At 34.2% G+C, this 24,365-nt stretch carries 24 protein-coding genes; 13 read left to right on the top strand and 11 right to left on the bottom strand.

Features of this window, described 5'->3' with window-relative positions; all coding sequences use genetic code 11:
- The first annotated feature begins 28 nt into the window (after positions 1-28).
- The 3 genes from NZ698_RS18930 to NZ698_RS18940 all read left to right on the top strand — a co-directional run bounded on the left by NZ698_RS18930 (position 29) and on the right by NZ698_RS18940 (position 1,558).
- The gene (locus NZ698_RS18930) at positions 29-673 is read left to right on the top strand and encodes a pirin family protein (RefSeq protein ID WP_263004808.1); all 645 of its coding nucleotides are present in this window, start codon (positions 29-31) and stop codon (positions 671-673) included.
- Positions 674-683: 10 nt separating this feature from the next.
- Positions 684-947 (top strand): T9SS type A sorting domain-containing protein, encoded by a 264-nt coding sequence (locus NZ698_RS18935; protein WP_263004809.1) that lies wholly within the window; start codon positions 684-686, stop codon positions 945-947.
- Between the two features lie 110 nt (positions 948-1,057).
- On the top strand, positions 1,058-1,558 hold the full coding sequence (locus NZ698_RS18940) for a hypothetical protein (protein ID WP_263004810.1): 501 nt from the start codon (positions 1,058-1,060) through the stop codon (positions 1,556-1,558).
- Positions 1,559-1,602: 44 nt separating this feature from the next.
- On the opposite strand, the gene NZ698_RS18945 is transcribed toward NZ698_RS18940, so the two are convergent.
- On the bottom strand, positions 1,603-2,622 hold the full coding sequence (locus NZ698_RS18945) for an LLM class flavin-dependent oxidoreductase (protein WP_263004811.1): 1,020 nt from the start codon (positions 2,620-2,622) through the stop codon (positions 1,603-1,605).
- A 234-nt stretch (positions 2,623-2,856) separates the two neighbouring features.
- Positions 2,857-4,998, bottom strand: coding sequence for a S9 family peptidase (locus NZ698_RS18950; protein ID WP_263004812.1), 2,142 nt, complete (start codon positions 4,996-4,998; stop codon positions 2,857-2,859).
- A 448-nt stretch (positions 4,999-5,446) separates the two neighbouring features.
- Here NZ698_RS18950 and NZ698_RS18955 point away from each other — a divergent pair, with 448 nt between their 5' ends.
- The 3 genes from NZ698_RS18955 (at position 5,447) to NZ698_RS18965 (ending at position 8,086) form a co-directional block, all read left to right on the top strand.
- Positions 5,447-5,959: a YceI family protein gene (locus NZ698_RS18955; RefSeq protein WP_263004813.1), complete on the top strand. Its 513-nt coding sequence runs from the start codon at positions 5,447-5,449 to the stop codon at positions 5,957-5,959.
- A gap of 73 nt (positions 5,960-6,032) precedes the next feature.
- Positions 6,033-6,860: a 4,5-DOPA-extradiol-dioxygenase gene (gene ygiD / locus NZ698_RS18960; RefSeq protein WP_263004814.1), complete on the top strand. Its 828-nt coding sequence runs from the start codon at positions 6,033-6,035 to the stop codon at positions 6,858-6,860.
- Between the two features lie 56 nt (positions 6,861-6,916).
- Positions 6,917-8,086, top strand: a complete 1,170-nt coding sequence (locus tag NZ698_RS18965; RefSeq protein WP_263004815.1) for a carboxypeptidase-like regulatory domain-containing protein — start codon at positions 6,917-6,919, stop codon at positions 8,084-8,086.
- Positions 8,087-8,145: 59 nt separating this feature from the next.
- Here the strand turns inward: NZ698_RS18965 and NZ698_RS18970 are convergent, their stop codons facing one another.
- Entirely contained in the window at positions 8,146-9,648 is a 1,503-nt protein-coding gene (locus NZ698_RS18970; RefSeq protein ID WP_263004816.1) for a S8/S53 family peptidase, read from the bottom strand.
- A gap of 157 nt (positions 9,649-9,805) precedes the next feature.
- Positions 9,806-11,296 (bottom strand): histidine ammonia-lyase, encoded by a 1,491-nt coding sequence (gene hutH, locus NZ698_RS18975; protein ID WP_263004817.1) that lies wholly within the window; start codon positions 11,294-11,296, stop codon positions 9,806-9,808.
- A gap of 126 nt (positions 11,297-11,422) precedes the next feature.
- On the opposite strand from hutH, the gene NZ698_RS18980 reads away from it, so the two are divergent.
- Both NZ698_RS18980 and uvrC read left to right on the top strand, forming a co-directional pair.
- The gene (locus NZ698_RS18980; protein WP_263004818.1) at positions 11,423-12,187 is read left to right on the top strand and encodes a hypothetical protein; all 765 of its coding nucleotides are present in this window, start codon (positions 11,423-11,425) and stop codon (positions 12,185-12,187) included.
- A gap of 79 nt (positions 12,188-12,266) precedes the next feature.
- Positions 12,267-14,060 carry an excinuclease ABC subunit UvrC gene (uvrC, locus tag NZ698_RS18985; RefSeq protein WP_263004819.1) on the top strand — a complete coding sequence of 598 codons (1,794 nt, stop codon included), beginning with the start codon at positions 12,267-12,269 and terminating at the stop codon, positions 14,058-14,060.
- Between the two features lie 69 nt (positions 14,061-14,129).
- On the opposite strand, the gene NZ698_RS18990 is transcribed toward uvrC, so the two are convergent.
- Both NZ698_RS18990 and NZ698_RS18995 read right to left on the bottom strand, forming a co-directional pair.
- Positions 14,130-14,963: an anti-sigma factor gene (locus NZ698_RS18990; protein ID WP_263004820.1), complete on the bottom strand. Its 834-nt coding sequence runs from the start codon at positions 14,961-14,963 to the stop codon at positions 14,130-14,132.
- A 2-nt stretch (positions 14,964-14,965) separates the two neighbouring features.
- Positions 14,966-15,532, bottom strand: coding sequence for an RNA polymerase sigma factor (locus NZ698_RS18995; protein WP_263004821.1), 567 nt, complete (start codon positions 15,530-15,532; stop codon positions 14,966-14,968).
- A gap of 139 nt (positions 15,533-15,671) precedes the next feature.
- Between NZ698_RS18995 and msrB the strand changes: the two genes are divergently transcribed.
- Positions 15,672-16,148 carry a peptide-methionine (R)-S-oxide reductase MsrB gene (msrB, locus tag NZ698_RS19000; protein WP_263004832.1) on the top strand — a complete coding sequence of 159 codons (477 nt, stop codon included), beginning with the start codon at positions 15,672-15,674 and terminating at the stop codon, positions 16,146-16,148.
- A gap of 138 nt (positions 16,149-16,286) precedes the next feature.
- A complete protein-coding gene (locus NZ698_RS19005) occupies positions 16,287-16,856 on the top strand; it encodes a fasciclin domain-containing protein (RefSeq protein WP_263004822.1) in 570 nt (189 codons plus the stop codon).
- 60 nt (positions 16,857-16,916) lie between these two features.
- Here the strand turns inward: NZ698_RS19005 and NZ698_RS19010 are convergent, their stop codons facing one another.
- The 5 genes from NZ698_RS19010 to NZ698_RS19030 are packed head-to-tail and all read right to left on the bottom strand — an operon-like array spanning position 16,917 to position 20,930.
- Entirely contained in the window at positions 16,917-17,675 is a 759-nt protein-coding gene (locus NZ698_RS19010) for a hypothetical protein (RefSeq protein ID WP_263004823.1), read from the bottom strand.
- Between the two features lie 41 nt (positions 17,676-17,716).
- Positions 17,717-18,388, bottom strand: a complete 672-nt coding sequence (locus NZ698_RS19015) for a hypothetical protein (protein ID WP_263004824.1) — start codon at positions 18,386-18,388, stop codon at positions 17,717-17,719.
- A gap of 4 nt (positions 18,389-18,392) precedes the next feature.
- Entirely contained in the window at positions 18,393-19,475 is a 1,083-nt protein-coding gene (locus NZ698_RS19020) for a putative type IX sorting system protein PorV2 (RefSeq protein WP_438265587.1), read from the bottom strand.
- Positions 19,476-19,487: 12 nt separating this feature from the next.
- Positions 19,488-20,366: a DMT family transporter gene (locus tag NZ698_RS19025; protein ID WP_263004826.1), complete on the bottom strand. Its 879-nt coding sequence runs from the start codon at positions 20,364-20,366 to the stop codon at positions 19,488-19,490.
- A 33-nt stretch (positions 20,367-20,399) separates the two neighbouring features.
- Positions 20,400-20,930 (bottom strand): hypothetical protein, encoded by a 531-nt coding sequence (locus tag NZ698_RS19030; protein ID WP_263004827.1) that lies wholly within the window; start codon positions 20,928-20,930, stop codon positions 20,400-20,402.
- 121 nt (positions 20,931-21,051) lie between these two features.
- On the opposite strand from NZ698_RS19030, the gene NZ698_RS19035 reads away from it, so the two are divergent.
- The 3 genes from NZ698_RS19035 (at position 21,052) to NZ698_RS19045 (ending at position 24,035) form a co-directional block, all read left to right on the top strand.
- A complete protein-coding gene (locus NZ698_RS19035; RefSeq protein WP_263004828.1) occupies positions 21,052-21,312 on the top strand; it encodes a hypothetical protein in 261 nt (86 codons plus the stop codon).
- Between the two features lie 428 nt (positions 21,313-21,740).
- Positions 21,741-23,369, top strand: coding sequence for an acyl-CoA carboxylase subunit beta (locus NZ698_RS19040; RefSeq protein ID WP_263004829.1), 1,629 nt, complete (start codon positions 21,741-21,743; stop codon positions 23,367-23,369).
- Between the two features lie 192 nt (positions 23,370-23,561).
- Entirely contained in the window at positions 23,562-24,035 is a 474-nt protein-coding gene (locus tag NZ698_RS19045; RefSeq protein ID WP_263004830.1) for a VanZ family protein, read from the top strand.
- The last annotated feature ends 330 nt before the right edge of the window (positions 24,036-24,365 follow it).

Raw genomic sequence — 24,365 nt, forward strand, 5'->3', positions numbered from 1 at the left:
GCTTTTCTTTTTTTTAATTATTAAAATTATGCTCGTACAGACTCCATCAAAGATTTTCAAGTCAGATTTTGCAATCTGGAAAGAAGACAATTCCTGTATGATCAGGGAAATTTTTACAGAATGTGAAAATTCAAACCTGAAAAAAATTACTGAAATAGTTTTTGATGAAGATGGAAACTACGATTTTCAATATGTAGCGAACTGCAACGTTCTGATTTTGGTCTTGTATGGTGAGATTTTAATTAATGATTTTAAAAAGAACATTTCTGCCCATCAGGTTTTCACCCTAAAATCGACAGAAACGGACGTTCTGACAATTAAAAATAACCTCGAAGGCGAAAAAGCAGACATTCTCATCATTGAGCTGACATCAAAAAAGCATGACAACTCTTTCAGAATCAAAGATCTGAATATTGATTTCAGAAATTCATTTATTCAGATTGCAGAAGATGTCGACTATCCGAATTTTATTGGATTGTATGACGGCAGAAAAGAAGATAACTATGTTTTGTATCATCCTCAAAGATCGGTTTTCGGAATGGTAATTAACGGTGCTTTTGAATTTCAAAACAGGTTATTGGAAACCAGAGATGCAATTTTATTGAATCAAATAGACAGATTGGAATTTGAGGCTTTAAGTGAAAATGCTTTGCTCTTATTTTTAGAAGTCTGAGAAAAATAAAGTGAAAAAAAATCATCCCAACGCTTTTCGGCAGGAAACTGTTTTTTCGATTGATTTGGAGGAAAAATCTGCGGTCAGCATCGAACTATTTGAAGCAGACGGGAAAAAACTATTTTCTGTTCTGAACCATCAGAATCTTTCGGCTGGGAAACAGGAAATAAAAATTTCCAGAAATCAATTGGATTCCGGAATTTATACGGCAAAAATTACAATTGAAAACTCTAAAGGTGAGTTTATAGAAAATATAGAAGTTATAGTTCATTAATACAGTCTAGCAATAGATTATTTTTTCATTATGTGTGTTTAGGATCAGGGCAGAATGGAAGACTGCCCTGTTTCTTAAAATGAAATTAAAATCTTTCACTAAAAATTAATATGAAAGCTAAAATAAAATTGGCATTTCGAATTGTGATCGACCAGAATTCTACGTTGCCTTGGGATAAATTCGTTTTTGAAGACTCTCATTTTGAATATAAAATTCAGCATCAGGTTTTTGATGATAAAGAAAATCCTGTGAAAAATTACTGGGAACTTTTAGCTAAAAATCCGAATGCAGAAAAGATTGCCTTTCTGTTGAGTTCGGCGGTTGTTAATTATGTTTCGCAACTCAACGGAGAAATCAAAAGTCTTCCTGACGTTTTAGGTAATACTTTTTTCCCGGTTGATACATTTAAACTTGATCTCATCAGCTCAAATATTGAAGATGCGGCAAAACACAAAATCGGTTTGACTTTTTTTACTCCCGAATTATTATTAATTGATATCATCGACAACAAATATCTTCTAAGCAAAGACACTGAAAGCGAAAACGGTTTTGAAACCTTCATGTTCGCTTTTCATCCGCAAGTCGGAATTTCTCATTATTTAATTTTGTGAAAAGCGCTCCGTTGAAATTCAACGGAGCGCTTATTTTTTTATTTCTATCTCACTTTCGGAGCAACTTTTTCACCGAATAATTCGATTGATTTCATCATGATATCGTGATTCGGATCTCCAACATCCATATGACCGACAAATCTTGTAATCCCGAAAATCTCTTTGATGTAATTGATTTTATCGGCAACCTCATCTGCATTTCCGATAAATAAAGCTCCGTCTTTTGCTCTTCCGCCTTCATACTGCATTTTTGTAAATGGAGCCCAACCTCTTGCACCTCCAATTCTATCCATCTGAGATTTATAATTATTGAAATATCCGTCGATAACCTCTTTATCATCGCTGACAAACGTGTGTGAATGAATGGCAATCTGCATTTCAGATGCATCATGACCTGCTTTAAGGTATTCCTGTTTGTAGAAATCAACCAAACTCTTAAACTGAATCGGCATTCCGCCAATGATGGCAACAACTAATGGCATTCCCAATTTGGCAGCACTCAAAAGTGATTGCGGAGTTCCGCCAACGGCTCTCCAGATCGGAAGTTTACCATTGTTTTTCGCTCTCGGATAAACAGTCTGGTTCTGCATCGGAGCACGAAGTTTTCCTGACCACGAAACGTTTTCTTCAGAATTAATTTTTAATAATAATTCTAATTTTTCATCAAAAAGCTCTTCGTAATCATTCAGAGAATATCCGTACAAAGGAAAAGATTCGATGAAGCTTCCACGTCCCACGAAAATCTCTGCTCTTCCATCGGAAATCAAATCTAATGTCGCAAAATCTTCATAGACTTTCACGGGTTCAGAAGAGCTCAGAACAGTTACTCCACTTGCTAATTTTATATTTTTTGTAATGCTTGCAGCAGCTGCCAAAACCATTTCGGGTGAAGAAACTGCATAATCGGGACGGTGATGTTCTCCCATCGCGAAGACATCAATTCCCACCTCGTCCATCAGTTTTACCTGGTCAAGAATTTCACGGATTTTTATTCCTGCATTTTTATATTTTCCGGTTTTCTGGTCTAAAGCCAAATCGCCGAACATTCCTATTCCTATTTCCATATTGTTGATTTTTATAACAACAAAATTAGCTTAATGATTGTTTAAAAACATTGATGAATGATAAGAAAGAAATGATGTTTTAACAGGAAAAATTAACACTTATTTTGTCATTCCGTAGAAATCTAGATTTAGTTTTAAATACTTTGTTGAGATTCCTCCAGAATGACAAACCGAATGGATAAGTAAAATTTTTAGACAAAAAAAATCCAGCCTAAAAAATAGACTGGAATTATATTATTTTTTTAAATTCTGATCAAAATAATCCGTGACTTTCTGCATCAGATGCACTCTGTCTTTTCCGATCACGTTATGCGGGTGTCCAGGATAAACGAAGTAATCTAACTGTACCCCATTATCAACTGCTGATTTGATGAATTTCATCGAATGTTGCCAAACCACAACATCATCCTGCGCTCCGTGAATCATTAACAGTTTCCCTTTCAGGTTCTGAACCTTATCTAAAAGATTTGAGGTTGCATATCCTTGAGGATTTTCCTGTGGAGTATCCATATATCTTTCTCCGTACATAATTTCATACATGCTCCAGTCAATTACAGGTCCTCCTGCAACTCCTACTTTGAAGGTTTCAGGATGACGAAGCATGAAACTTGTTGTCATAAATCCTCCAAAACTCCATCCGTGAATTCCTAATTTTTCAGAATCTACATAAGGAAGAGATTTTAAATAATCAACCCCTTTCAATTGGTCATTCATCTCTGTAGTTCCTAAATTTCTGAAAACAGCCTGTTCGAATTTCATCCCACGATTAGAAGAACCTCTTCCATCCATTGTGAAAATGATGTATCCGTTTTGCGCCATATATTCATACCAAAGATTTCCTGAAGCCGGGAAACTGTTTGTAACCAATTGCAAATGCGGACCATTATATAAATAAACAATTGCAGGATATTTTTTATTCGGATCAAAATTGGTCGGAAGAATGATCTTTCCATATAATAAAGTTCCGTCGTCTGCTTTTAAGTTGATGTTTTTAATTTCCGGTCGCTGATAATTTTTTAACGGATTTTCTGCAGTCAGAAGATTTGTTGATTTCAGAGAATTGGTATTGATGATATTGGCAATTCTCGGTGTATTTGAATTGGTGTAAATGTCATACAGATAGTTTCCATCCTTACTTAAAACTCCTGAATGCATTCCTTCTGCATTATCCAATTTTTGAGTTTTGAATGTAGCCCAGTTGATTCTGTACAAATGTCTTTCTGTCGGACTTTCCTGAGTAGAAACGTAGTAAATTTCTTTTTTCTTTTCATTAAATCCTAAAATATCGGTCACCAACCAGTCACCTTTAGTAATCTGCGCAATCAGACCTTTTTCCAAACTGTAGTGGAACAAATGATTATATCCTGTTCTCTGACTTTGCCAGATAAAATCTGTATTAGAATTTGGGAAGAATAATAAAGGATGTTGTGGCTCCACATATTTGCTGTCGGTTTCTTCGAATAAAGTTTTCATTAAATTTCCTGTAGCAGCGTCGTACTGATTCATTTTTAAATGATTCTGACCTCTGTTTAAGACTCCCACAAAAATATATTTAGAATCCGGACTCCACGTAATTGCCGTTAAATACTGATCTTTTTCACCTTCAACTTTTAAGAACGTCGTTGATTCATTTTTAATGTTGTAAACACCCAATGTTACTTCGTGCGAAGTTTTTCCTGCCATCGGATATTTGATGTTGGTATTCACAGCCGGAGTTACAGACCAGTCGATGATCGGGTAATCTGCAACCATTTTCTGATCCATTCTGTAAAAAGCTACACTTTCAGAATTCGGAGCAGGGAAAATTCCACTATCAATTCCGAATTCGTTTCTGTGAACGTTGGAAGCTCCGTTAAGAATATTTTCGTCAGAATCGTTGGTTACCGCAATGGTTTTCCCGTTTTTGCTGATGAATAAATTGTTCTTTACCGTGTAAGCAAAAGTCTGGTTGTCCGCAAACATCTTCATGTTTGAAACATTCTCATCCATTGCAGATGAACGTTTTATCTTCCAGTCGTTTCCTGATTTCTCTACCCAGTACATTTGATTATTTGCACTGAAATAACCGTTTGAAGTATTAGTAAATTTAATCGGTGGAACACCTTTCAGCTTTTTATCTGCAAAATTTTTGTTGAGCTGCGTCAGAGAAACCAAAGTATCCTGTTTGTTGGTTTTCAAATCTGTCACCAAATATCCTCCTTTCACAGCCTGAATGTAAGATTTACCGTCATCTGACCACGAAAACTGAGAAATACTTTTCACTGCAAGATTGCTTCGCAGTCCGTTTACAGCTTCTGCCATGGTATATTTCTGGGTCTGCGAAAATGCAGATCCGCCCAAAACTACCATCAATAAAGAAAATTTATATAATTTCATTGCATAAAAATTGAATCTGTCAAAAGTAAGAAATAAAACCCGTCCGTTAAAAAATGTTAAATAAAAGATCTCTTTATTTGAATTTAGTAAATTAGAGAGGATTAATGAAATCATGACTTGTTAGATTTCTTGAAAACATTTGATTATTATCAAAAAGTCTTTACAATGGCGTAACACACTTTCCCTTCTTCCGGAAAACCTGTTGCAGGGGTGCGACAAGCTTTCCTGCTTTCCGGAAAGTTCGCTGCAGGGGTGCGACAGACTTTCCGGTAACAGGGAAAACACTGTACAAGGGTGCAGGAAGGTTTCCGGTAGAGCTTTTGATTTTGGTTTGCTACAGTTTAATAAATAATATAAGAGAAACTCATTTCTTATCCTAAATCAATGAATCGAGCATCGTTCTTGTTATACATTTGCATCATACAATAACAACTAAAAAATAAATACAATGGCTACAAAATGGAATTTAGACCCAACGCACAGTGAAATTACTTTTAAAGTAAAACACATGATGATTTCTAATATCAAAGGAAATTTCACCAATTTCACTGCTGAAATCGATGCCGATGACGATACTTTTAAAAATGCAAAAACTACGGCAACGATTCAGGTTTCTTCAATCTCTACGCACAATGCAGACAGAGACACTCACTTGAAATCTGCAGAATTCTTTAACGCAGAAGCGAATCCTACAATCACTTTCGAATCTGATGCTCTGAACGATTCTATTACAGGAAATCTTACAGTAAACGGTATTACCAAGCCGGTAACTTTGGATGTAGATTTCGGAGGAATCAACGTAGATCCTTGGGGAAATACAAAAGCTGGGTTTTCTTTCGAAGGAAAAATCAACAGAAAAGACTTCGGACTAAACTGGAATGCAGCTCTTGAAGCAGGAGGTGTAATGGTAAGCGAAGATGTAAAAATTGCAGGAGAACTGCAATTTGTAAAGCAAGCATAGTAAATTAAATATAGTTTTCTGAGGATCCGGTGGTTTACTATAATCACCGGATCTTTATTTTAAAACCAATATTATGAATCTCAACGATCTACAAAACATCAGCGACAATTTTAAAAATACTCAGAAAATGCCTGTCCTTTTTCTGGGACACGGTTCGCCGATGAATGCTATTGAAGAAAATCAGTTTGTACAGGGTTTCAGAAATGTAGCGAAGGAAATTCCGAAACCGAATGCTATTTTGTGTATTTCAGCACATTGGTTTACAGCTGGAACGTTTGTCACCGCAATGGATATGCCCAAAACCATTCATGATTTCGGAGGTTTTCCACAAGCTTTATTTGATGTAAATTATCCTGCTCCCGGAAATCCTGAACTCGCAAAGGAAACTGCCGAACTTTTGAAGCCAATTTTGGTGGAGGAAGATCACAACTGGGGTTTGGATCACGGTGCATGGTCGGTCATCAAGCACATGTATCCCGAAGCAGACATTCCTGTGATTCAATTAAGTATCGATTACACAAAACCTCCGCAATATCATTTTGATTTGGCTAAAAAACTCAATAAGCTCCGTGAAAAAGGAATTCTGATTATCGGAAGCGGAAACATCATTCATAATTTAAGATTAATAGACTGGCGAAACATCAATACTGTTGGAGCCGGTTGGGACTGGGCAATTGAAGCAAGGGAAAAAACCAACAATTGGCTTTTGGACGGAAACTTCCAGAATATTATTGATTATCAAAAACAAGGTGCTTTTCTGCAATACGCAGTTCCTACTCCTGATCATTACTTACCATTAGTTTACAGTCTGGCTTTGAAAGATCAATCTGAAGATCTTGTTTTGTTTAATGATGAATTGATCGCCGGAAGTCTGAGCATGACGAGCGTAAAGATTGGGTAAAATAATTTTTTTAACAGTCTTTTTTTATCACTATAAATTTAGTAATATTGTTTACCATGAAAAAAACGATATTACTTTTAATTATTTTTTTACCGTTTTATCTCACAGTTGCTCAAACAATTAAAGGAACGGTGGTGAATGACCTTGAGAAACCGATCTCTAATGTGAATATCTATCTTGATGGAACGAAAACAGGAACAGTTTCTGCACCAGACGGAAGTTTTACCTTAAATCTTCCATCAGCAAATAACAACAGTCTGGTTTTTCAGAAAGACGATTATGAAACATTTACGATCTCTGTTTCACAGGTTTTAAATAAAAAGCTGAAAGTTGTTTTAATTAAAGCTAAGGAAATTGAGGAAGTAAGAATTGTTCCTTACACTGAAGCTGCATACAAAAATTACATCCGCTTTTTCCTGGATTCTTTCATTGGAAATGATAAGGAAAATGTACGCATAAAAAATCAGCGCTCGCTCAAGTTTTCATTTGACAAAGAAAATAATATTCTCAAAGTGAAAGCTCCACAAACATTGATTATTGAAAATAAAAATCTCGGTTATACCATTGATTACAATCTCGTGGAATATATTGCTGATTTTGAAAACAACACGACCCGATTTATGGGAACGAGCTTTTTTAAAGAAACAAAAAGCACCAGTAAAGTAAAGCTCAACCGAATGAATGCTTACGACGGAAGTCAGGTTCATTTCTTCAGAAGCGTTTATGAAAGTAAGGTTGCTAATGAAGGTTTCATCGTGAATCAGATTACTAAATTCCCCAATTCCAAATACCCAACTGAAGAAGAATTACAGCGGCTGAAAGATTTTGCAAAAACATTAAAATCAAAAAAAACGCTGAATGTTCCTGAAGATATTTTAGATATCGGAAATAGAAAACGTAACGAACCTCCGTACAAAATCGCTGTTACGAAAACTCAGATTCCTGAGTCTGATTATACTAAAAAGACTGATGGAAAATTGTTTTTGGATTATGATTACATGATGCAGATCAATTTCAAAAAGTTTTTTTATGAATTGAAAAAAGATCAGTTTGTAAAAGGTACAATACCGATTATGCAGACCTCATTTCTCCATCCTGAAGGAGATACTTTTGAAATTTATTCGGATGGAAACACTTCAAATCCTGGTCAGTTAATCAATCAGGGAGAGTTTGCAAAAGATAAAATCGAGAAATTATTACCGCTGGATTATAAATTAGGAGATTGATTTTATTACAACAAAAGCCTCCAAAAAGGAAGCTTTCATCATTTAAATTTAATATTAAACTATTGTACAGCCTGTAAAACATTAATATTTCCATAACCAAAATCTGAATTTGGTGTTGGATAATAGGTTGAAGACTGTCTCATTTTGGTTAAAACCTGTTCTCTAGTCCATGAAGGATTCTTTGACCACACCAAAGCTGCAATTCCTGCAGTGGAAGCTGTCGCAACTGAAGAACCACCAACATAATCAGTTTGAGCATTATAATAACTTATCACCGGAATATTATTTCCTGAAGCTCTTTCCATTTGGTAGGTAAAATCAATTTCAGCTCCAGAATGACAGACATCACATTTTTGGTTTGAAGTGTTTTCTTTCACACCTGTGATTGCTTGAGTTTCAGGCATCCAAGCCGGGAAAATTACACCAACGAAAGTTGTAAAACTTGTTGAAGTTCCACCTGCGCAAAAGATCAATTTACCTTTTGAATAAGCGTATTTTACACCGTCTTCAATTTTCCCAACAGAGAAAATATGTCCCATCGACATTGAAATAATCTTCACAGAAGTATTATTTGCCAAAGCGGTAAATGCTAATTTTACACCTTCCTGTTCGTGATAACCATCTAAAACTACATTGGAAGCTGCTCTGTACGTCACTAAATTTGCATTATATGCAACTCCAACAGGTTGTCCCTGATTATTTCTAGGAGCCGCCATCGCAGAAGCCATGCTTGTTCCGTGACCGCATTTGTCATCTGAGCCGTCAAAACCTGAGCTCCAAGGCCAAATAGAATCTACATACACTCCGTTTTTACTGATTGATCTTCCGGAAGATAAACCGTTATTAAAACTGCTGCCCAACAAACTTTGATTCGCTGAAACTCCCGAATCAATCAATCCAATCGTAATTCCTGCTCCGGTACTGTAGCTCCATGCGTTGGTGATATTGTGTTTTGCAAATGACCACGGTGCTTTTGCGTTGGGTGTTACTGTTGTATAATCTGCTGCATTCAAAGCGGTTGATTCAAATCCGCAACCGGAGGAGCTTCCGCTTGATTTTGCGACACCGTTTGTTTTATTTTCATTTTCAAAATAATGATAATCAGCAGGTTCGAAATAGCGAATTGATTTTAGTTGACGAAGAGCGATCACTGTTTCTTGTTTTTCGATGTAAACATCCATTTGATTCAGATACTCATCGGATGCCAATAAAATTCTATCCTTTTTACCTTCATATTTTGAAATTACATCTAAAATTTCGTTCTGTAAAGCTTCTGAATTTGAAGATTTGCTTCGGTCAAAATCATTTTTAGAATCGCCAAAACCTATGGAAGCAACTTTATTGCCCTGCACGATTCCGCTCCATAAGAAATGGGAAGAAGATTCGTTCCAGGAAAATCTGCCTTTGGTTTTAGTTGTCTCGTTGATTTTGTCATTGATTTGTCTTGTAGTAAGCGGATCGGTCTGTACAATTTCACTTTCGACTGATGAGGTTTGCAGATCATCATGGTTGCAAGAACTCAAAGCGAAAGCCGTGAGTAATAGGAATACACATTTTTTCATAGTAAAATATTTTTTTTGGTTTTACCAAATTAATACTTTCTATTGAATTACAGATATTTGATGTTTGAAATTTAATATTATGAGCATAAAATCTCATTTTTTTAAACAAAAAAAGCTTCCATCTCGGAAGCTTTGATATTACATATAATATTTAAATTTAAAAATTCACTACAAATTGTCTCTCATTTATCAATTCAGCAATCGCCAACATATCTTTTCCGATCAATCTGTCATCTTCAAGCTTAGCGACTTTTGTACGAATAATTGCATGGTTTTCTTCGATTATTTTAGAACATTTCGCAGGTCTTCTGAATTCTAAACCTTGAGCAGCAAACATCAGCTCAACTGCTAAAATATTTACTAAATTACCAAGAACTTGATTGAATTTTCTCCCTGAAATACTTCCCATTGAAACGTGATCTTCCTGTCCCAAACTTGTAGGAATAGAATCTGCTGAAGCCGGGAAACAAAGCGTTTTGTTCTCTGTCACCAAAGCCGCAGAAGTATATTGAGGAATCATAAATCCTGAATTTAAACCTGAACTTTCCGTTAATAATCTCGGTAAACCGTATTTTCCTTCCAACAATAAATAACTTCTTCTGTCAGAAATATTTCCTAATTCTGCTGCTGCCAAAGTTGCATAATCTAAAGGCATCGCCATCAGTTGTCCATGGAAATTCCCTCCAGAAATCGATTCTTCTGCACTCAAAACGATTGGATTGTCGGTTACAGAATTCAATTCCGTTTCTGCCATTAATTTTAAATGTTCAAAAGCATTTCTGCTTGCACCGTGAACCTGAGGAACACATCTCATTGAGTACGGATCTTGTACTCTGTCGCAATACTCGTGAGATTTTAAATTGTCGGAATTCTTTAAAAATTTAAGCATTCTTGCAGCAACTTTTTTACTTCCTTCAAAAGGTCTGATATCGTGAAGTTCTTTTTTAAACGGGCTAGACGAACCTCTGTATGCTTCGAGACTCATTGCAGCGGTCATATCTGCCAAATCTAGAAGGTATTCGAATTTCTCTAAACCTTTGATGGCATGAGCCAAGATAAACTGAGTTCCGTTGATCAATCCTAAACCTTCTTTCGGACCTAAAACCAAAGGTTCCAAATTATGTTTTTCAAGGATTTCTGCGGTTTCAAAAATTTCACTACCGACCCAAACCTGACCAAGACCCAAAAGTGGTAAAACCAAATGTGACAAAGGCGCCAAATCTCCCGAAGCTCCTACAGAACCTTGCTCCGGAACTACAGGAATAATGTCTTTTTCGAGCATCAAGATCAGTCTTTCAATTACTTCCAGAGAAACACCCGAAAAACCTTTTGACAGTGCATGAACTTTCGTAATCATCATGATTTTTGAAAATTCTTTATCAATCGGCTTACCAACACCGACTGCATGAGAAATAATTAAATTATATTGAAGCTGAGCCGTTTCGTCAGCCGAAATTTTAGTATCACAAAGCGGTCCGAATCCTGTGTTGATCCCATAAACACAACGATCAGACTCTACAATTTTCTGTACATTATCCTGAGATTTTAGGATCTGCTCTTTTGAAGCATTATTTAAACTAGCCTTATTTGGGGTTTTACAGATTTCCAAAACATCATGGAAACTCAAAACGTCTACTCCGTATATCATTTAAAAAAATTTGGTTAAAAATACACATTTTGAGGAGAACTGAAAATGCTTGGTGATCGCTTTAAAATATTTTAAAAACCAATCATTTTATTCTTTATTTTTACGCCTTAATAAAAACTAAAACTTATGAAATTCAAAGCTTTATTATTGGCTCTTTCGTTAGTAAGTATTTCTACTTTTGCACAGGAAAAAGTAAAATACACCAAAGAGCAGGTCAAAAAAATGGAACAGTATCTTTTTAACGAAGGATTTCCGGGACCATCAACAAAGAAAATCTCAACCATCATTTCAAAAGATGGGACTGTCAATAAAGGTTATTGCGACAATATTGAAACCAAAAAAGGACAGATTTATGAAATTTCAATAAAAGACAGCGCAACAAAAAAACAGATGGTTTTCAACGCAGACAATGTGAACGAAATGTACATTTACCCTACGAAACTGGCGAAAATTTTGAAAGTTGGAAAACACATGACTAATGTAAGAAGCTTAAGCACTAAAAAACTGAGTAAAAATACAACAGATGGTCAAATTCAATTTGTAAACCAAACCGTTTCGTTAAAAAATAAAAAAGATGATAAAGAGTTTTTAATGCAACTTATAAATCCTGAATTTAGCGAAATTATTTCTGTATATCATGATCCGAGAGCCAAGGAAACTTCAGGTATGACAGTAGGATTTGGGATGCAGCTTGGTGGCGGACTTGCAAAATCGTTTTATGTAAAAAAAGGGGATAAAGTTCTTTGGCTTCACAAAGATGATTTTGAAGACAATTATGATTTCTTGTTCGGTGACAATGCAGAATTCATGAAAAAATATCCGAAAAAATCTGTAGAATGGGGATTTTTCAGCTTTTTAGTCAATGAATATACTGAAATGAGCAACGGATAAAATTTAATTTTAAAATATTTCAAAGCTGTAGAAAGTTCTGCAGCTTTTTTTGTGCATTGAAATTGCTTAAATTTGTTTTATGAATCCTTCTTTAGAATTACAGCTTAAAACTTTGCCATCAGAACCCGGAGTTTATCGTTATTACGATAAAAATGGAAACCTGCTGTACGTAGGAAAGGCTAAACATCTAAAGAAAAGAGTACTTTCCTACTTTAATAAAAATCTTTTAGGTTCCAGAATAAAAATAATGGTGAGCAAAATTCACCGACTGGAAACCACCATTGTCAACAGCGAATACGATGCGCTTTTGTTGGAAAATAATTTAATAAAAGAACATCAGCCTTTTTACAATGTCATGTTGAAGGATGACAAAACCTATCCGTGGATTTGCATTAAAAATGAAGATTTTCCGAGAATTTTTCTGACGAGAACAAAGATCAAGGACGGATCTGAATATTATGGACCTTACGCGAAAGTACGTCCGGCAAAGATTCTTTTAGATACCATAAAACATATTTATAAACTGAGAACCTGTAATCTCAATCTAGCTCCAACTAAAATTGATGACGGTAAATATAAAGTCTGTCTGGAATTTCATATTAAAAACTGTGAAGGACCATGTGAAGGTCTGGAAAGCAAAGAAGAATATGACGAAAAAATTGATGCAATTCGTGGAATCATCAAAGGAGATTTCCAGACTGCCAAGAAATATCTCGTCAATCAAATGATGAAATATGCTGAAAATCTTCAGTACGAAAACGCACAGATCATCAAAGAAAGGCTTGATATTCTGGAAGATTATCAGGTTAAACATACGGTAGTCAATCCAAATATTGACGACGTAGATGTTTTCGGAATGACGAGTGACGAAACTGCAGCTTATGTCAACTACTTTAAAATCAGAAATGGAAATATCATTCAAAGTTTCACGACTGAAATCAAAAAAATTATTGAAGAAAGTGATGAAGATATTTTGGAAGAAGCTTTAATTGAAATCCGTCAGAAATTTGAATCGAATTCCAAAGAAGTTCTGATTCCGTTTCATTTGACTCTGGAAATTCCGAATGTAAAACTGATCGTTCCTAAGATGGGCGACAAAAAGCGTATTGTAGAACTTTCTGAAAAAAATGCGAAGGAATATAGAATCGAAAAGCTGAAACAGGTACAAATCGTTGATCCTGAAAGACATTCCAACAGAATTATGGCAGAAATGCAGAAGCTTCTGAGAATGCCTGTTGAACCGCGTCATATTGAAGGTTTTGACAACTCGAATATTCAGGGAACCAATCCTGTTTCAGCTTGTGTTGTTTTTAAAGACGGTAAACCGAGTAAAGCAGATTACAGAATTTTTCATCCTAAAACCGTTACAGGTCCTGATGATTTTAAAACGATGGAGGAAGTTATTTTCCGCCGCTACAAAAGAATGTTGGACGAAGGTGAGTCTTTGCCACAACTGATCTTGATTGATGGTGGAAAAGGACAGCTTTCATCAGCCATTAAAAGTTTAAAACTTCTCGGACTTTACGGTAAAATTACAATTGTTGGAATCGCCAAAAGACTGGAAGAGATTTTCTTTCCGGAAGATCCGATTCCTTTGTATTTTGATAAAAAATCTGAAACGTTGAAAGTTCTTCAAAGAGTGCGTGATGAAGCGCACCGTTTTGGAGTAAGACATCATAGAACAAGAAGAACCAATTCAACCATAAAATCTGAGCTGGAAGAAATTCCTGGGGTGGGTGACAGAACAATTGAAATGCTTTTATCGAAATTAAAATCTGTAAAAAGAATAAAAGACGCAAGCTTGGAAACTTTAGAAGAAATTTTAGGAAAAAGCAAAGGGAAAATAGTCTTTGATTTTTTCAATAATATATAAGTTCGTTATAAACAAAAATCAGCTCAAAAATTTGAGCTGATTTTTTATGTAGTTATATTTTTATTAAAATTAAACTCCCCCCATCACATACATATTTTCCATAGTCGGAACTTCACTTCCTCCTTTTTTCTCAAGTGTTATTGCAAAAGCCTGCGCATTAGGAATATTTGCTAATGCAATTCTTCCGTCTTTATCTTCAGAATACATTCCTGCATTTACAGGTTTTCCGTCTTCGATTGCCCACAATTGGTACTGCATTCCTTCCGGAGCTTTCGGAAGATTATTTACGTTAAGATAAACATCTTTAGAACTGGTATCCCACCAAACAGTTGCTTTAGATTCAGGATGTTTGTCGACACCTGCCAAAACTACTTTTTTCATGTCAGGATTTGCTACGACATCTAATTTCTGTTGCATATTCTGCATCGCCAGATTTTTAGATTTCGATTCACTTTCCAGTTTTACCAATTTTTCATTGATCTTAGATTGGCTGTTCATCCAGTAGAGATTTGCTCCCGTACTTACTAAAAACAGTAAAGAAGCAGCGATCGCAAAGTTTTTCCAGCTGCCGTTTTTCTCAGTTTTAATATCCTGAACCTCCGTCTTCACTTCGTTTTGTTGAACTTTGGTATCAATTGGAGTAATCGGTTTTTCAATAATTAATTCAACTTCTTTTTCCTGTAGTTGAATTTTGTTCCAGATTTTAGATTTTAAATCATCTGGTGGGGTCACAGCCTGCGCAGTGGCAAGCATCTCAAAAGTCTTTTGTGCTTCTTCAAAAGCTTCTCTTACTTCATTGCTGTTCTTCATCACACACTCCAAAATACCCGCTTCCTCGGGAGAAGCATGACCTAGAATGTATGATTCTAGAATTCCGGATGATATGTATTCTTTATTATTCAATTTTATTGATAATCTTTTAATAAATCTTTTAGTTTCATCAATGCATTACGCATTTTCGTTTTTACAGTACCTAAAGGCATGTTCAGTTTTTCTGATATCTCACTCTGCGTATACCCCTGATAATAAGCAAGATTTATAAGTTCCTGCTTATCAGACTCCAAAGTTTCAAGCACATTGCTGAAACCAATAAAATCTGAATTATTGGTCGTTGAAAGTTCCGCATTGTTATATACGAAATCAGGTAGTGATTGGTTTTTTAATTCGTTCTGAAAACTTTTAGATTTTAAATAATCAATTGCCGTATTTCTGGCGATGTTGATCATCCAAGTGTAAAATCTTCCTTTTGCAGTATCATACTGATGGATAGAATTCCAGATTTTCATAAAAACATCCTGAATAATTTCTTCAGTATATTCTTTTGACTGCACAATTCGAAGAATCACCCCATATAATGCACCAGAATAATGGTCATATAAGTGGTGGAAGCCTGATTCGCTCTTTTCTCTGAGCAAAGCAATAAGTTCGTCCTCTGAATAGTTCGTTTTAATATTGAATATTTTACCTACCAAATTTAATGAAATAAAACATACTATAGAAAAAATCTTTCAAAAAATTTATCTCGTATATATTCATAAACAGTTATTATAAAATTTAATTAAAATGAAAAATACAATTACGAAAATATTTTCCGCATTTCTCTTGATTTTGATGTTTGGAAATATTTCAGCACAGTCAGAAAATTTTAAAGCAAAAAATCCTTATTACTCCAGAACAGCAACTACTCCATTGAAAGTAAGCAATACAGAATGGAAGAAAATTCTGAAACCTGAATTGTATCAAGTTGCGAGAGAAGGAGCCACCGAAATGGCTTTCACAGGGAAATATTATGAATTTGATGTAAAGGGAACTTATTACTGCGCAGTTTGTGGTAATGCTTTATTTCTGTCAACATCAAAATTTGCTACAACTTGTGGATGGCCTTCTTTTTATGAACCCTTGAGAAAAGATGGTGTAAAATATAAAAAAGACAATTCTCACAATATGGAGCGCACTGAAGTTCTTTGTGGAAGATGCGATTCTCATTTGGGACATATTTTTGATGACGGGCCAAAACCTACCGGAAAAAGATTCTGTATGAATTCGGTTTCTTTAGAATTTGTTCCCAATCAAAAAACAAAGAAATAAATTTAATTTATTGATTTTCAAATACATAAAATAAATATTTAAAAAATGTAAAACTGAAATCGTTTTACTGTCGTAGATGAAAGCAAGAACAAAATTTTGGAAATACTCAAATAATAATAATTTAAAAAATCAAAAAAAATGTACACAAGATCAAAATTCGCAGTATTAGGAATGGTCGCTTTATCATTCGCGTTAAGTGGAAACGCAGCTGCTCAAAAAATGAAAGAAAAGACGGTAATGGTTGGTGGAGCACCAATGTATCCTTCTAAAAATATCGTTGAGAATGCAGTAAATTCTAAAGATCACACCACATTGGTTGCAGCAGTAAAAGCAGCAGGTTTGGTTGAGACTTTACAGAGCGCAGGACCTTTCACAGTATTCGCTCCAACAGACGCAGCTTTCGCAAAATTACCTGCAGGAACAGTTGAAAATTTAGTTAAGCCTGAAAATAAAGAAATGCTTACCAAGATTTTAACCTATCACGTTCTTCCCGGAAAGTACAGCTCTAAACAAGTTTGGGCAGCGGTAAAAGCAGGAAACGGAAAAGCAATGATGAAAACAGTTGAAGGAGAACAACTTACTTTTTGGACGAAAGGAAACGATTTATACGTAACTGACGCAAAAGGTAGCAAAGCAAAAATAACAATTGCTGATGTCAATCAGTCAAATGGAGTTATACATGTAATAGACACTGTTCTATTACCATAGTTTTAGTTTTTTATGGTTTATTTTAAGGAAGCCTTATCTGGATGACAGATAAGGCTTTTTTTATTTTGCTATGAAAACTTCTTTTATATATTCGTCATTTACCTTTGGCATTTCTATGACGATATTGCCGTTTTCAAAATATCCGATAGTAGAATCTCCTGAATCCAATTTCACTCTAAAAACATCTCTTTTAATTGCTGCCCTGAAAGTTGCAAATGGAATTGAGCTATTCTCTCTAACTAATATAAACTGATTATTGTTGATCTGTATTTTTTGTAAAGTCAATTTTGCGTTGACAAACTTTACAGATTCATTTGAGGAACTTTCCACTTTCTCCGCTGAAACTTCTTTTACTGGTTCTGAGGATTGTACTTCCTGAACAGCAACTTGTGTGGTCTCAATTTCTTTAGGAAAAGAAACCGGAACTCCAACTAAAGCCTGTTTCAAAGCATCCTGAAAACCAGCTTCATATTCTTTAATCGGCGTACTTCCCTTTTGACTTCCAACTACTTTACCATTACAATCTTTAAATTCCAAAACAACTTTGTTTCTCAAAAAACCACTGTCATTGATGACATCTGCATTTAAAACGCTGCATGGATTTGAATTGGCTTCCGCAGTCCACATACTTCTGTTTCCCGAAACAACTATATATTGTTTTTGTTTGAGAGTTTTAGAAAGCAATACATCCATTTTATACTGCTCATTTTTAAATCCGCTAAATTTCTCTGGAAGCGCGATATATTTATAATCGGAAACCTTTTGCGCATACGAAAACGTAATGCAAAGAGTTGCGATAATTGTTGAAAGTTTTTTCATTATTTTATTTTGTATTAAGCTTTTGAATTATGAAATTTATATCATTTAAGATTTTCCAAAGCATTACTAAAACTACCTATCAGTTGTTTTTCATATTGCTTTATAAAGTCCATTTGTATAGACAAAGAATTAACCAAGTTTTTATTTTTGTCTACAACCGCTTCTTTTTGTTTATGCTTTACAAACTCGTAATGTAAAGATTCTTCTTTTACTTTGGGGTAAGTTAAACTTAGTTTTTTAGTATCCGCATTATAATATGCCATCTGCGCACGATTCATATAATAGATCGTTTTCTCTTTTCCTATCTGAGTAAGTATTCCAAAATCAAATTTTAAATTAAATAGATTTTTATACGGAGAAGATTGTAGAAAATAGTGGTTTCTATAAAATATGATGAGTTTTTTCACACCCTTTCCCTCACAAAATTTATCCAAGTATTCTATCATCTTTTTATTTTGGAAACCATTAAAATTGGTCATAGTTTCAAAATCAAAATCAGAAAGACTTTTCACTTCTATTTTTGAACTTTTAAGCATGTCAGCCAAAAACAGGTTTAAATTATATTCAAATACTTCGGTATTCTGAACACCAACATTACTTCCAACTTCAGCGTGGATATGTTTAAGTTTAGGATTAATCTCAGAAACAAATCCGACTTGTGAATAGATAATGCAGTGCACAAAAAGAAACAGGAGAAAAAATATGTTTCTCATCATTTTAATCATTTCTGAATTCTCCCATATCCAGTTTTAGAGAGAAGAAATTAGAAAAGAAATTAGATCCTCCAATCCCTGAATTGCTGATTGCATAATCAAGCGTCAAACCTCTATATCTGATTCCCAAACCTGCACTTGGCTGGAATGAAACTTTTCTGCTTAAATCTTCAATATCCGTAATTGATTGAAATCTGTTGACCCCAACTCTCACAAAAATCATTTTCTGATAACCCAATTCAGCACCTGCATACGGAGTAATACTTGCGAAATCTGTTGAAAGAAGTGCTGCTGTTTTCGCAAAATCTACATTGATTCCTGCCTCTGGTAAAACATATAAACTGCTGTTGATATTGAATAATTTACTTGCTCCTGCATTCAGCTTAGGCATTGTTAGTTCCATTTTATCTGTTGGAGCTGGGTTGAACTCTTCACCATTGACAACTGCTGATAATTCGTTTTGATTGATGCTCCAGAAATTGACTGTAGTTGTTGCATCACGAAGGATTCCCCCGAACTTCCAGCCGTTATCTGCTTTATAAATTGCACCGACATCAAAACCGAAACCGTAACCGCTTGCAAATTTCCCTACATTTCTATAAACAATTTTTGCATTGACACCGACATCTACTTTAGGATTTCCACCGGGATGGAAAGCATAGGTAATAATTCCTGCGTAATCTGATTGTGAAAACTTGGTAATTTTATCGTAATCAATATTTCCTTCAGTATCGATCAACTGAGTTGTATTTAAAATATTATCAACTCCCAATCTTACAATCGAAACACCGAAAACACCTTCTTCTAAAACTTTTGCGTAAGCTAAATAATCATACTTCGCAATCGATTCAAAATATTCTGCGTGCATTGCAGCTCCCTGCCAATCTCTAGTGATTCCATTCAAACCTGCGGGATTCCACATGGGTGAATAGACGTCATCCTGGTTGGAGATTACAGCTCCACCCATCGCCAAACCTCTCGCTCCGGCACCGATATTTAAAAATTCATTGGAATATTTTCTGATAATCTGAGATTGAGAAAACCCAAATACGAGGGAAAATAATAATAAAAGATATTTTTTCATCATGCAAATTGATGCTTAGTTAATTGTTTTTTGTTTCCTTGTTTTGATCAAAGCATTTGTTACAATTGCTAAAATCATAACCAACGACGCCACATAAAATACTGGACTCATGTGTTCTGATTCCCCAAAGATAAAAAAAGCTAGTATAATTCCGTAGACTGGTTCTAAATTTACTGTTAAAATTAATGTGAAAGGCGAAATATATTTCATCAACTTTACAGATTCAAGCATCGGGAACGCTGTGAAAACACTTGCCAACAAGCATATTAACGCCAAATCTCGGTAATTTATTTCATTTATTGAAAATATTTGACCAGACAATAAATAAAATATAGCTAAAATAAGCCAACCACTAAAAATTTCGTAAAAAATAATGTTTCCCGGGCTGGTTTTTCCAAACATCTTCCCGTTAAAAACAGAAAATATAGTCCCAAAAACAGCGCACAAAATTCCGAAGAAAATACCTTCTTTATAATGAAACTCGGTTTTAAAAATAAGAAGAATACAGGCAACAATCACGATTCCCATGACGACTTCCGAAACATCAACTTTTCTTTTAAAAACCAAAGGTTCTAAAATCGCTGCAAATAATGTCGACAACGACAGACAACTCAAAGCAATCGAAACATTGGAAACTTTAATAGAATAAAAAAAACAAAGCCAGTGCAAAGCCATAAAAAATCCTATTGCTGCAAGCTGTAAAAAAAGCTTTTTGGAAATTTTAATGCTTTCTTTTTTGAAAACTCTAATGAATACGAATAAAAATATGGCCGCAAACAGCATTCTGTAGAATACCAAAATTTGTGCATTTGCAGTAATCAGTTTACCCAAAATTGCAGTAAATCCCCACAAAAAAACAATCAAGTGCAATCTGAAAAGAGCTAATTTTTGCATACTTATATCTATTAAATTCTTTATTTAAAATTATTATCTCAATCGTGGTTTTTCGTTTTGCTTTTTAAGAGCGTCCAAAAGTTTTGTTTCAAAATCAAGAATAATTTTTTTTGACCAAAACTCTCCGTAGAATGGAAGATTAGATTTTATTGTATAATCACAAACTAATATTAACTCAGTCGAATCATCATCAATATTTCTCAATTGATAAGTGATATTATTAAAAACCAAATTTTCATTTTTCAAAATATGACTAAAAGTTTGACTTTGTTTTAAATCAGACTTATCAACATTTATTTTGAATGACAATTCTTCAAACTGTTTAGAAGATGCAACACTTTCAGAAAGAACAATTCCATTAGTAAAATATCCCAATCTTATATTTGATTTTTTATCATATTGAGATCTTACAGGATTTGGAAACCCGAAATAGTTGAATGCAGAATTTTCAATATAATTTGTTAAATCAGGAACTGAATATAATCGCTTCCATATTTTTTGCTTAGGAATATTGATGATGACTTTTTTAGAAACAGTAAATTGCTCTTCTTTTTTTTCAATCATTTTTTCAATATTACCTATTAATAATGGTATCGCAAGTATTAATAAACTATTCTTAGTTATGTTTTTGGAAGAATCGGTGTGATCATGTTCTTGTATAATTGTTCTCAAGATCATACTGATTATGATAGAAAAAAATGCATATGGTGGAAACAAGAAAATAGCACATCCTAAATCTTCCAATCTAGAAACAAATGCGATAATCAAAAACAAAGAGACACTTATTATTGGAAAAAAAGCGGATTTTACTCTACTTTCAAGAAACACTTTCTTATTTAGTATAAAAGGTATGAAGCCGATAATAATTGGGACAAGAATGATGTACGTCCAGGAATTAATTTCAACAATATTAAATTCCACTAAAATTCTAAAGAATAATGCATAAATAGTAGAAAAGATAATTCCCAAATATTGTTTCATCTATACTACTATTTTATTAAAGTGATTATTTAATTAAACAAGCAAATTTACAAATACGTTTTTAGAAATCATTATTATTTAATTAATATAATCTGATTTAAACCTGTTTAAAATCATTTAATCACATTCATAAAAAAACCCTGAAAGTCTGTTCAACTTTCAGGGCCTTCAAATAATAAACTATTAAAAAAATAAACTAGGAACAGAGGATTTATAACGGAGTAATCAGCTCCTTTCCTCTTATGTAAAATTATAAAAAAAACAAACATAAAAAAACTTATCTGTGTTAAATATTTCATAATTTTATGATTTTCAATGCGTTGAATCATAAAAAATGATGATTTTATATATTTTATAAAAGTAGTATCTTAGGCACATTAAAATAGAAATTTCATGGATATTGAATTCAACAAACGAGAAGATCAAAACAAATTAAAATTTTCTGAAATAAATCGTTTACTTTCTGAAATAAAAAAAGGAGGAGGAGAAAAAAGACTTCAAAAGCTTCGCGATGAAGGAAAAATGACAGCACGAGAAAGAATTGAATATCTTCTCGATAAAGATTCAGATTCCATTGAAATTGGTGCTTTTGCAGGTTACGAAATGTACGAAGAGCACGGTGGCTGTCCAAGTGGCGGTGTGGTTGTTGTAATGGGATATGTCTCCGGAAAACAATGTCTTGTTGTTGCCAATGACGCATCTGTAAAAGCTGGTGCATGGTTTCCAATCACAGGAAAGAAAAACCTGAGAGCACAGGAAATTGCAATGGAAAATAAACTTCCAATTATTTATCTTGTTGACTCAGCCGGAGTTTATCTTCCAATGCAGGACGAAATTTTCCCAGATAAGGAACATTTCGGAAGAATTTTCAGAAATAATGCAAAAATGAGCGCAATGGGAATCATTCAGATTTCTGCTGTCATGGGAAGTTGTGTTGCTGGAGGTGCTTACCTGCCAATTATGAGCGACGAAGCAATGATTGTTGATAAAACAGGCTCAATCTTTCTTGCCGGAAGTTATTTAGTGAAAGCGGCAATCGGTGAAAGCATTGATAACGAAACTTTAGGTGGTGCAACAACTCACTGTTCAATTTCGGGAGTAACAGATTATAAGGCGAAGGATGATCAGGATGCTTTAAACAGGATAAAAAATATCATGAAATCTATCGGAAGCTACGAAAAAGCTGGCTTTGACAGAATTGAAAGTTTTCCTCCAAAAGAAAAAATTGATAATATTTTCGGAATTATGCCGGTTTCTCGTGCTGACCAATATGATACTTTAGAAATTATAAAATGTCTGGTTGACAATTCTGAATTTGAAGAATATAAAGCAGACTACGGAAAAACGATTATTTGCGCAACGGCAAGAGTTGATGGCTGGTCTGTAGGAATTGTTGCCAATCAAAGAAAATTAGTGAAAAGTGGAAAAGGAGAAATGCAATTTGGTGGCGTAATTTATTCGGATTCTGCTGATAAAGCTACACGATTTATTGCAAACTGTAACCAAAGAAAAATTCCTTTGATTTTCTTACAGGACGTTACAGGTTTTATGGTGGGTTCAAAATCTGAACATGGTGGAATTATCAAAGATGGTGCAAAAATGGTAAATGCTGTCGCCAATTCTGTGGTTCCCAAATTCACGATTATCACAGGTAATTCGTACGGAGCAGGAAATTACGCAATGTGCGGAAAAGCTTATGATCCAAGATTGATTGTAGCTTGGCCATGGGCGGATCTAGCGGTAATGGGTGGTTCTCAGGCTGCGAAAGTTTTGGCTCAGATTCAGGAATCTACTTTGAAAAAGCAAGGAAAAGAAATTACTGAAGAAGCTCACACAGAAATTTTAGATTCGATTTCTAAAAAATATCAAAAACAAACTGAAGCTACTTACGCGGCGTCAAGATTATGGACGGATGCAATCATTAATCCTGTTGATACCAGAAAATGGATTTCTATGGGAATTGAAGCTGCTGATCACTCTCCTATTACTGAGAAATTCAATCTAGGACTCATTCAAGTCTGATAAATACACAATTTTACAATAATCTGCCTCACTTTTTAAGTGGGGCTTTTTATATTATGTTAAATAGTCCTAAAGAATTATAAACTGTCTTAAGAGCATACTACAAGGGTCAGATTATTGTTATATACTAAGAACTCAAAAACTAATAAGCACTTCAACCTCTTTTTAATTACTAATCCCAAAAGGAAACCTATGAAAAGATATTTTGCAGTATTTATTGCCTTATACACTATCGTTTTATTATATATGATGTTTTATGCTTCTGGTAGAGAACCATCAGAAATTTCCTACATTCAGTATCAGCCATTTATCACGATTCAGCATTTTTTTAACGATCATGATGTAGATAATCAAGCTTTTATAATAAATATTTTTGGTAACATATTCTTGTTTAGTCCATTTGGCTGGTTAGGTTTATGTATCAGAAAATTCAACCGTTTTGTTCCTATTACTTTATTTTTTCTAATCATCATAAGTATTATAGAATCCATACAATATTTAACAGGAAGAGGAGTTGCTGATGTAGATGATGTATTTTTGAATACGATAGGTATGTTAATTGGTTTCTTTCTATTTAAATATGTGACCTGGAAAAATATTGCCAATATTAAATTTCATTTTGATTTGTTAGATTCCAAAAAGAATCGTATATCAACAGCTTTATAATATTAAGTGGTAGAATAAATTAACTTTTATGTTAAATTATTAGTGATCATCATATTAAATTTTTTTGGAGCTTGATCCAGCTCTTCACTACATCTTTTTTGTACTTGTGCTTTTGCCAACTCATAAAAAAGGATGCCGTTGCGATCTGGGCTAAGGAGGATTATACTTATATTATTTTTCAAAACAATCATTTCTTTCACTTACAGAGTTGATTGTTGATTGTTGAAGAACATGCAATTACATTTTTTCGATATATTTTTAAAAACAGTAAGGATTCTTGATGTTTAATCATTAAAATCGAGAGATTGTTCAATCACCTTTAAATATTCA

Origin of the sequence: Chryseobacterium edaphi (assembly GCF_025628985.1) — a bacterium.
Classification (GTDB): domain Bacteria; phylum Bacteroidota; class Bacteroidia; order Flavobacteriales; family Weeksellaceae; genus Chryseobacterium; species Chryseobacterium edaphi.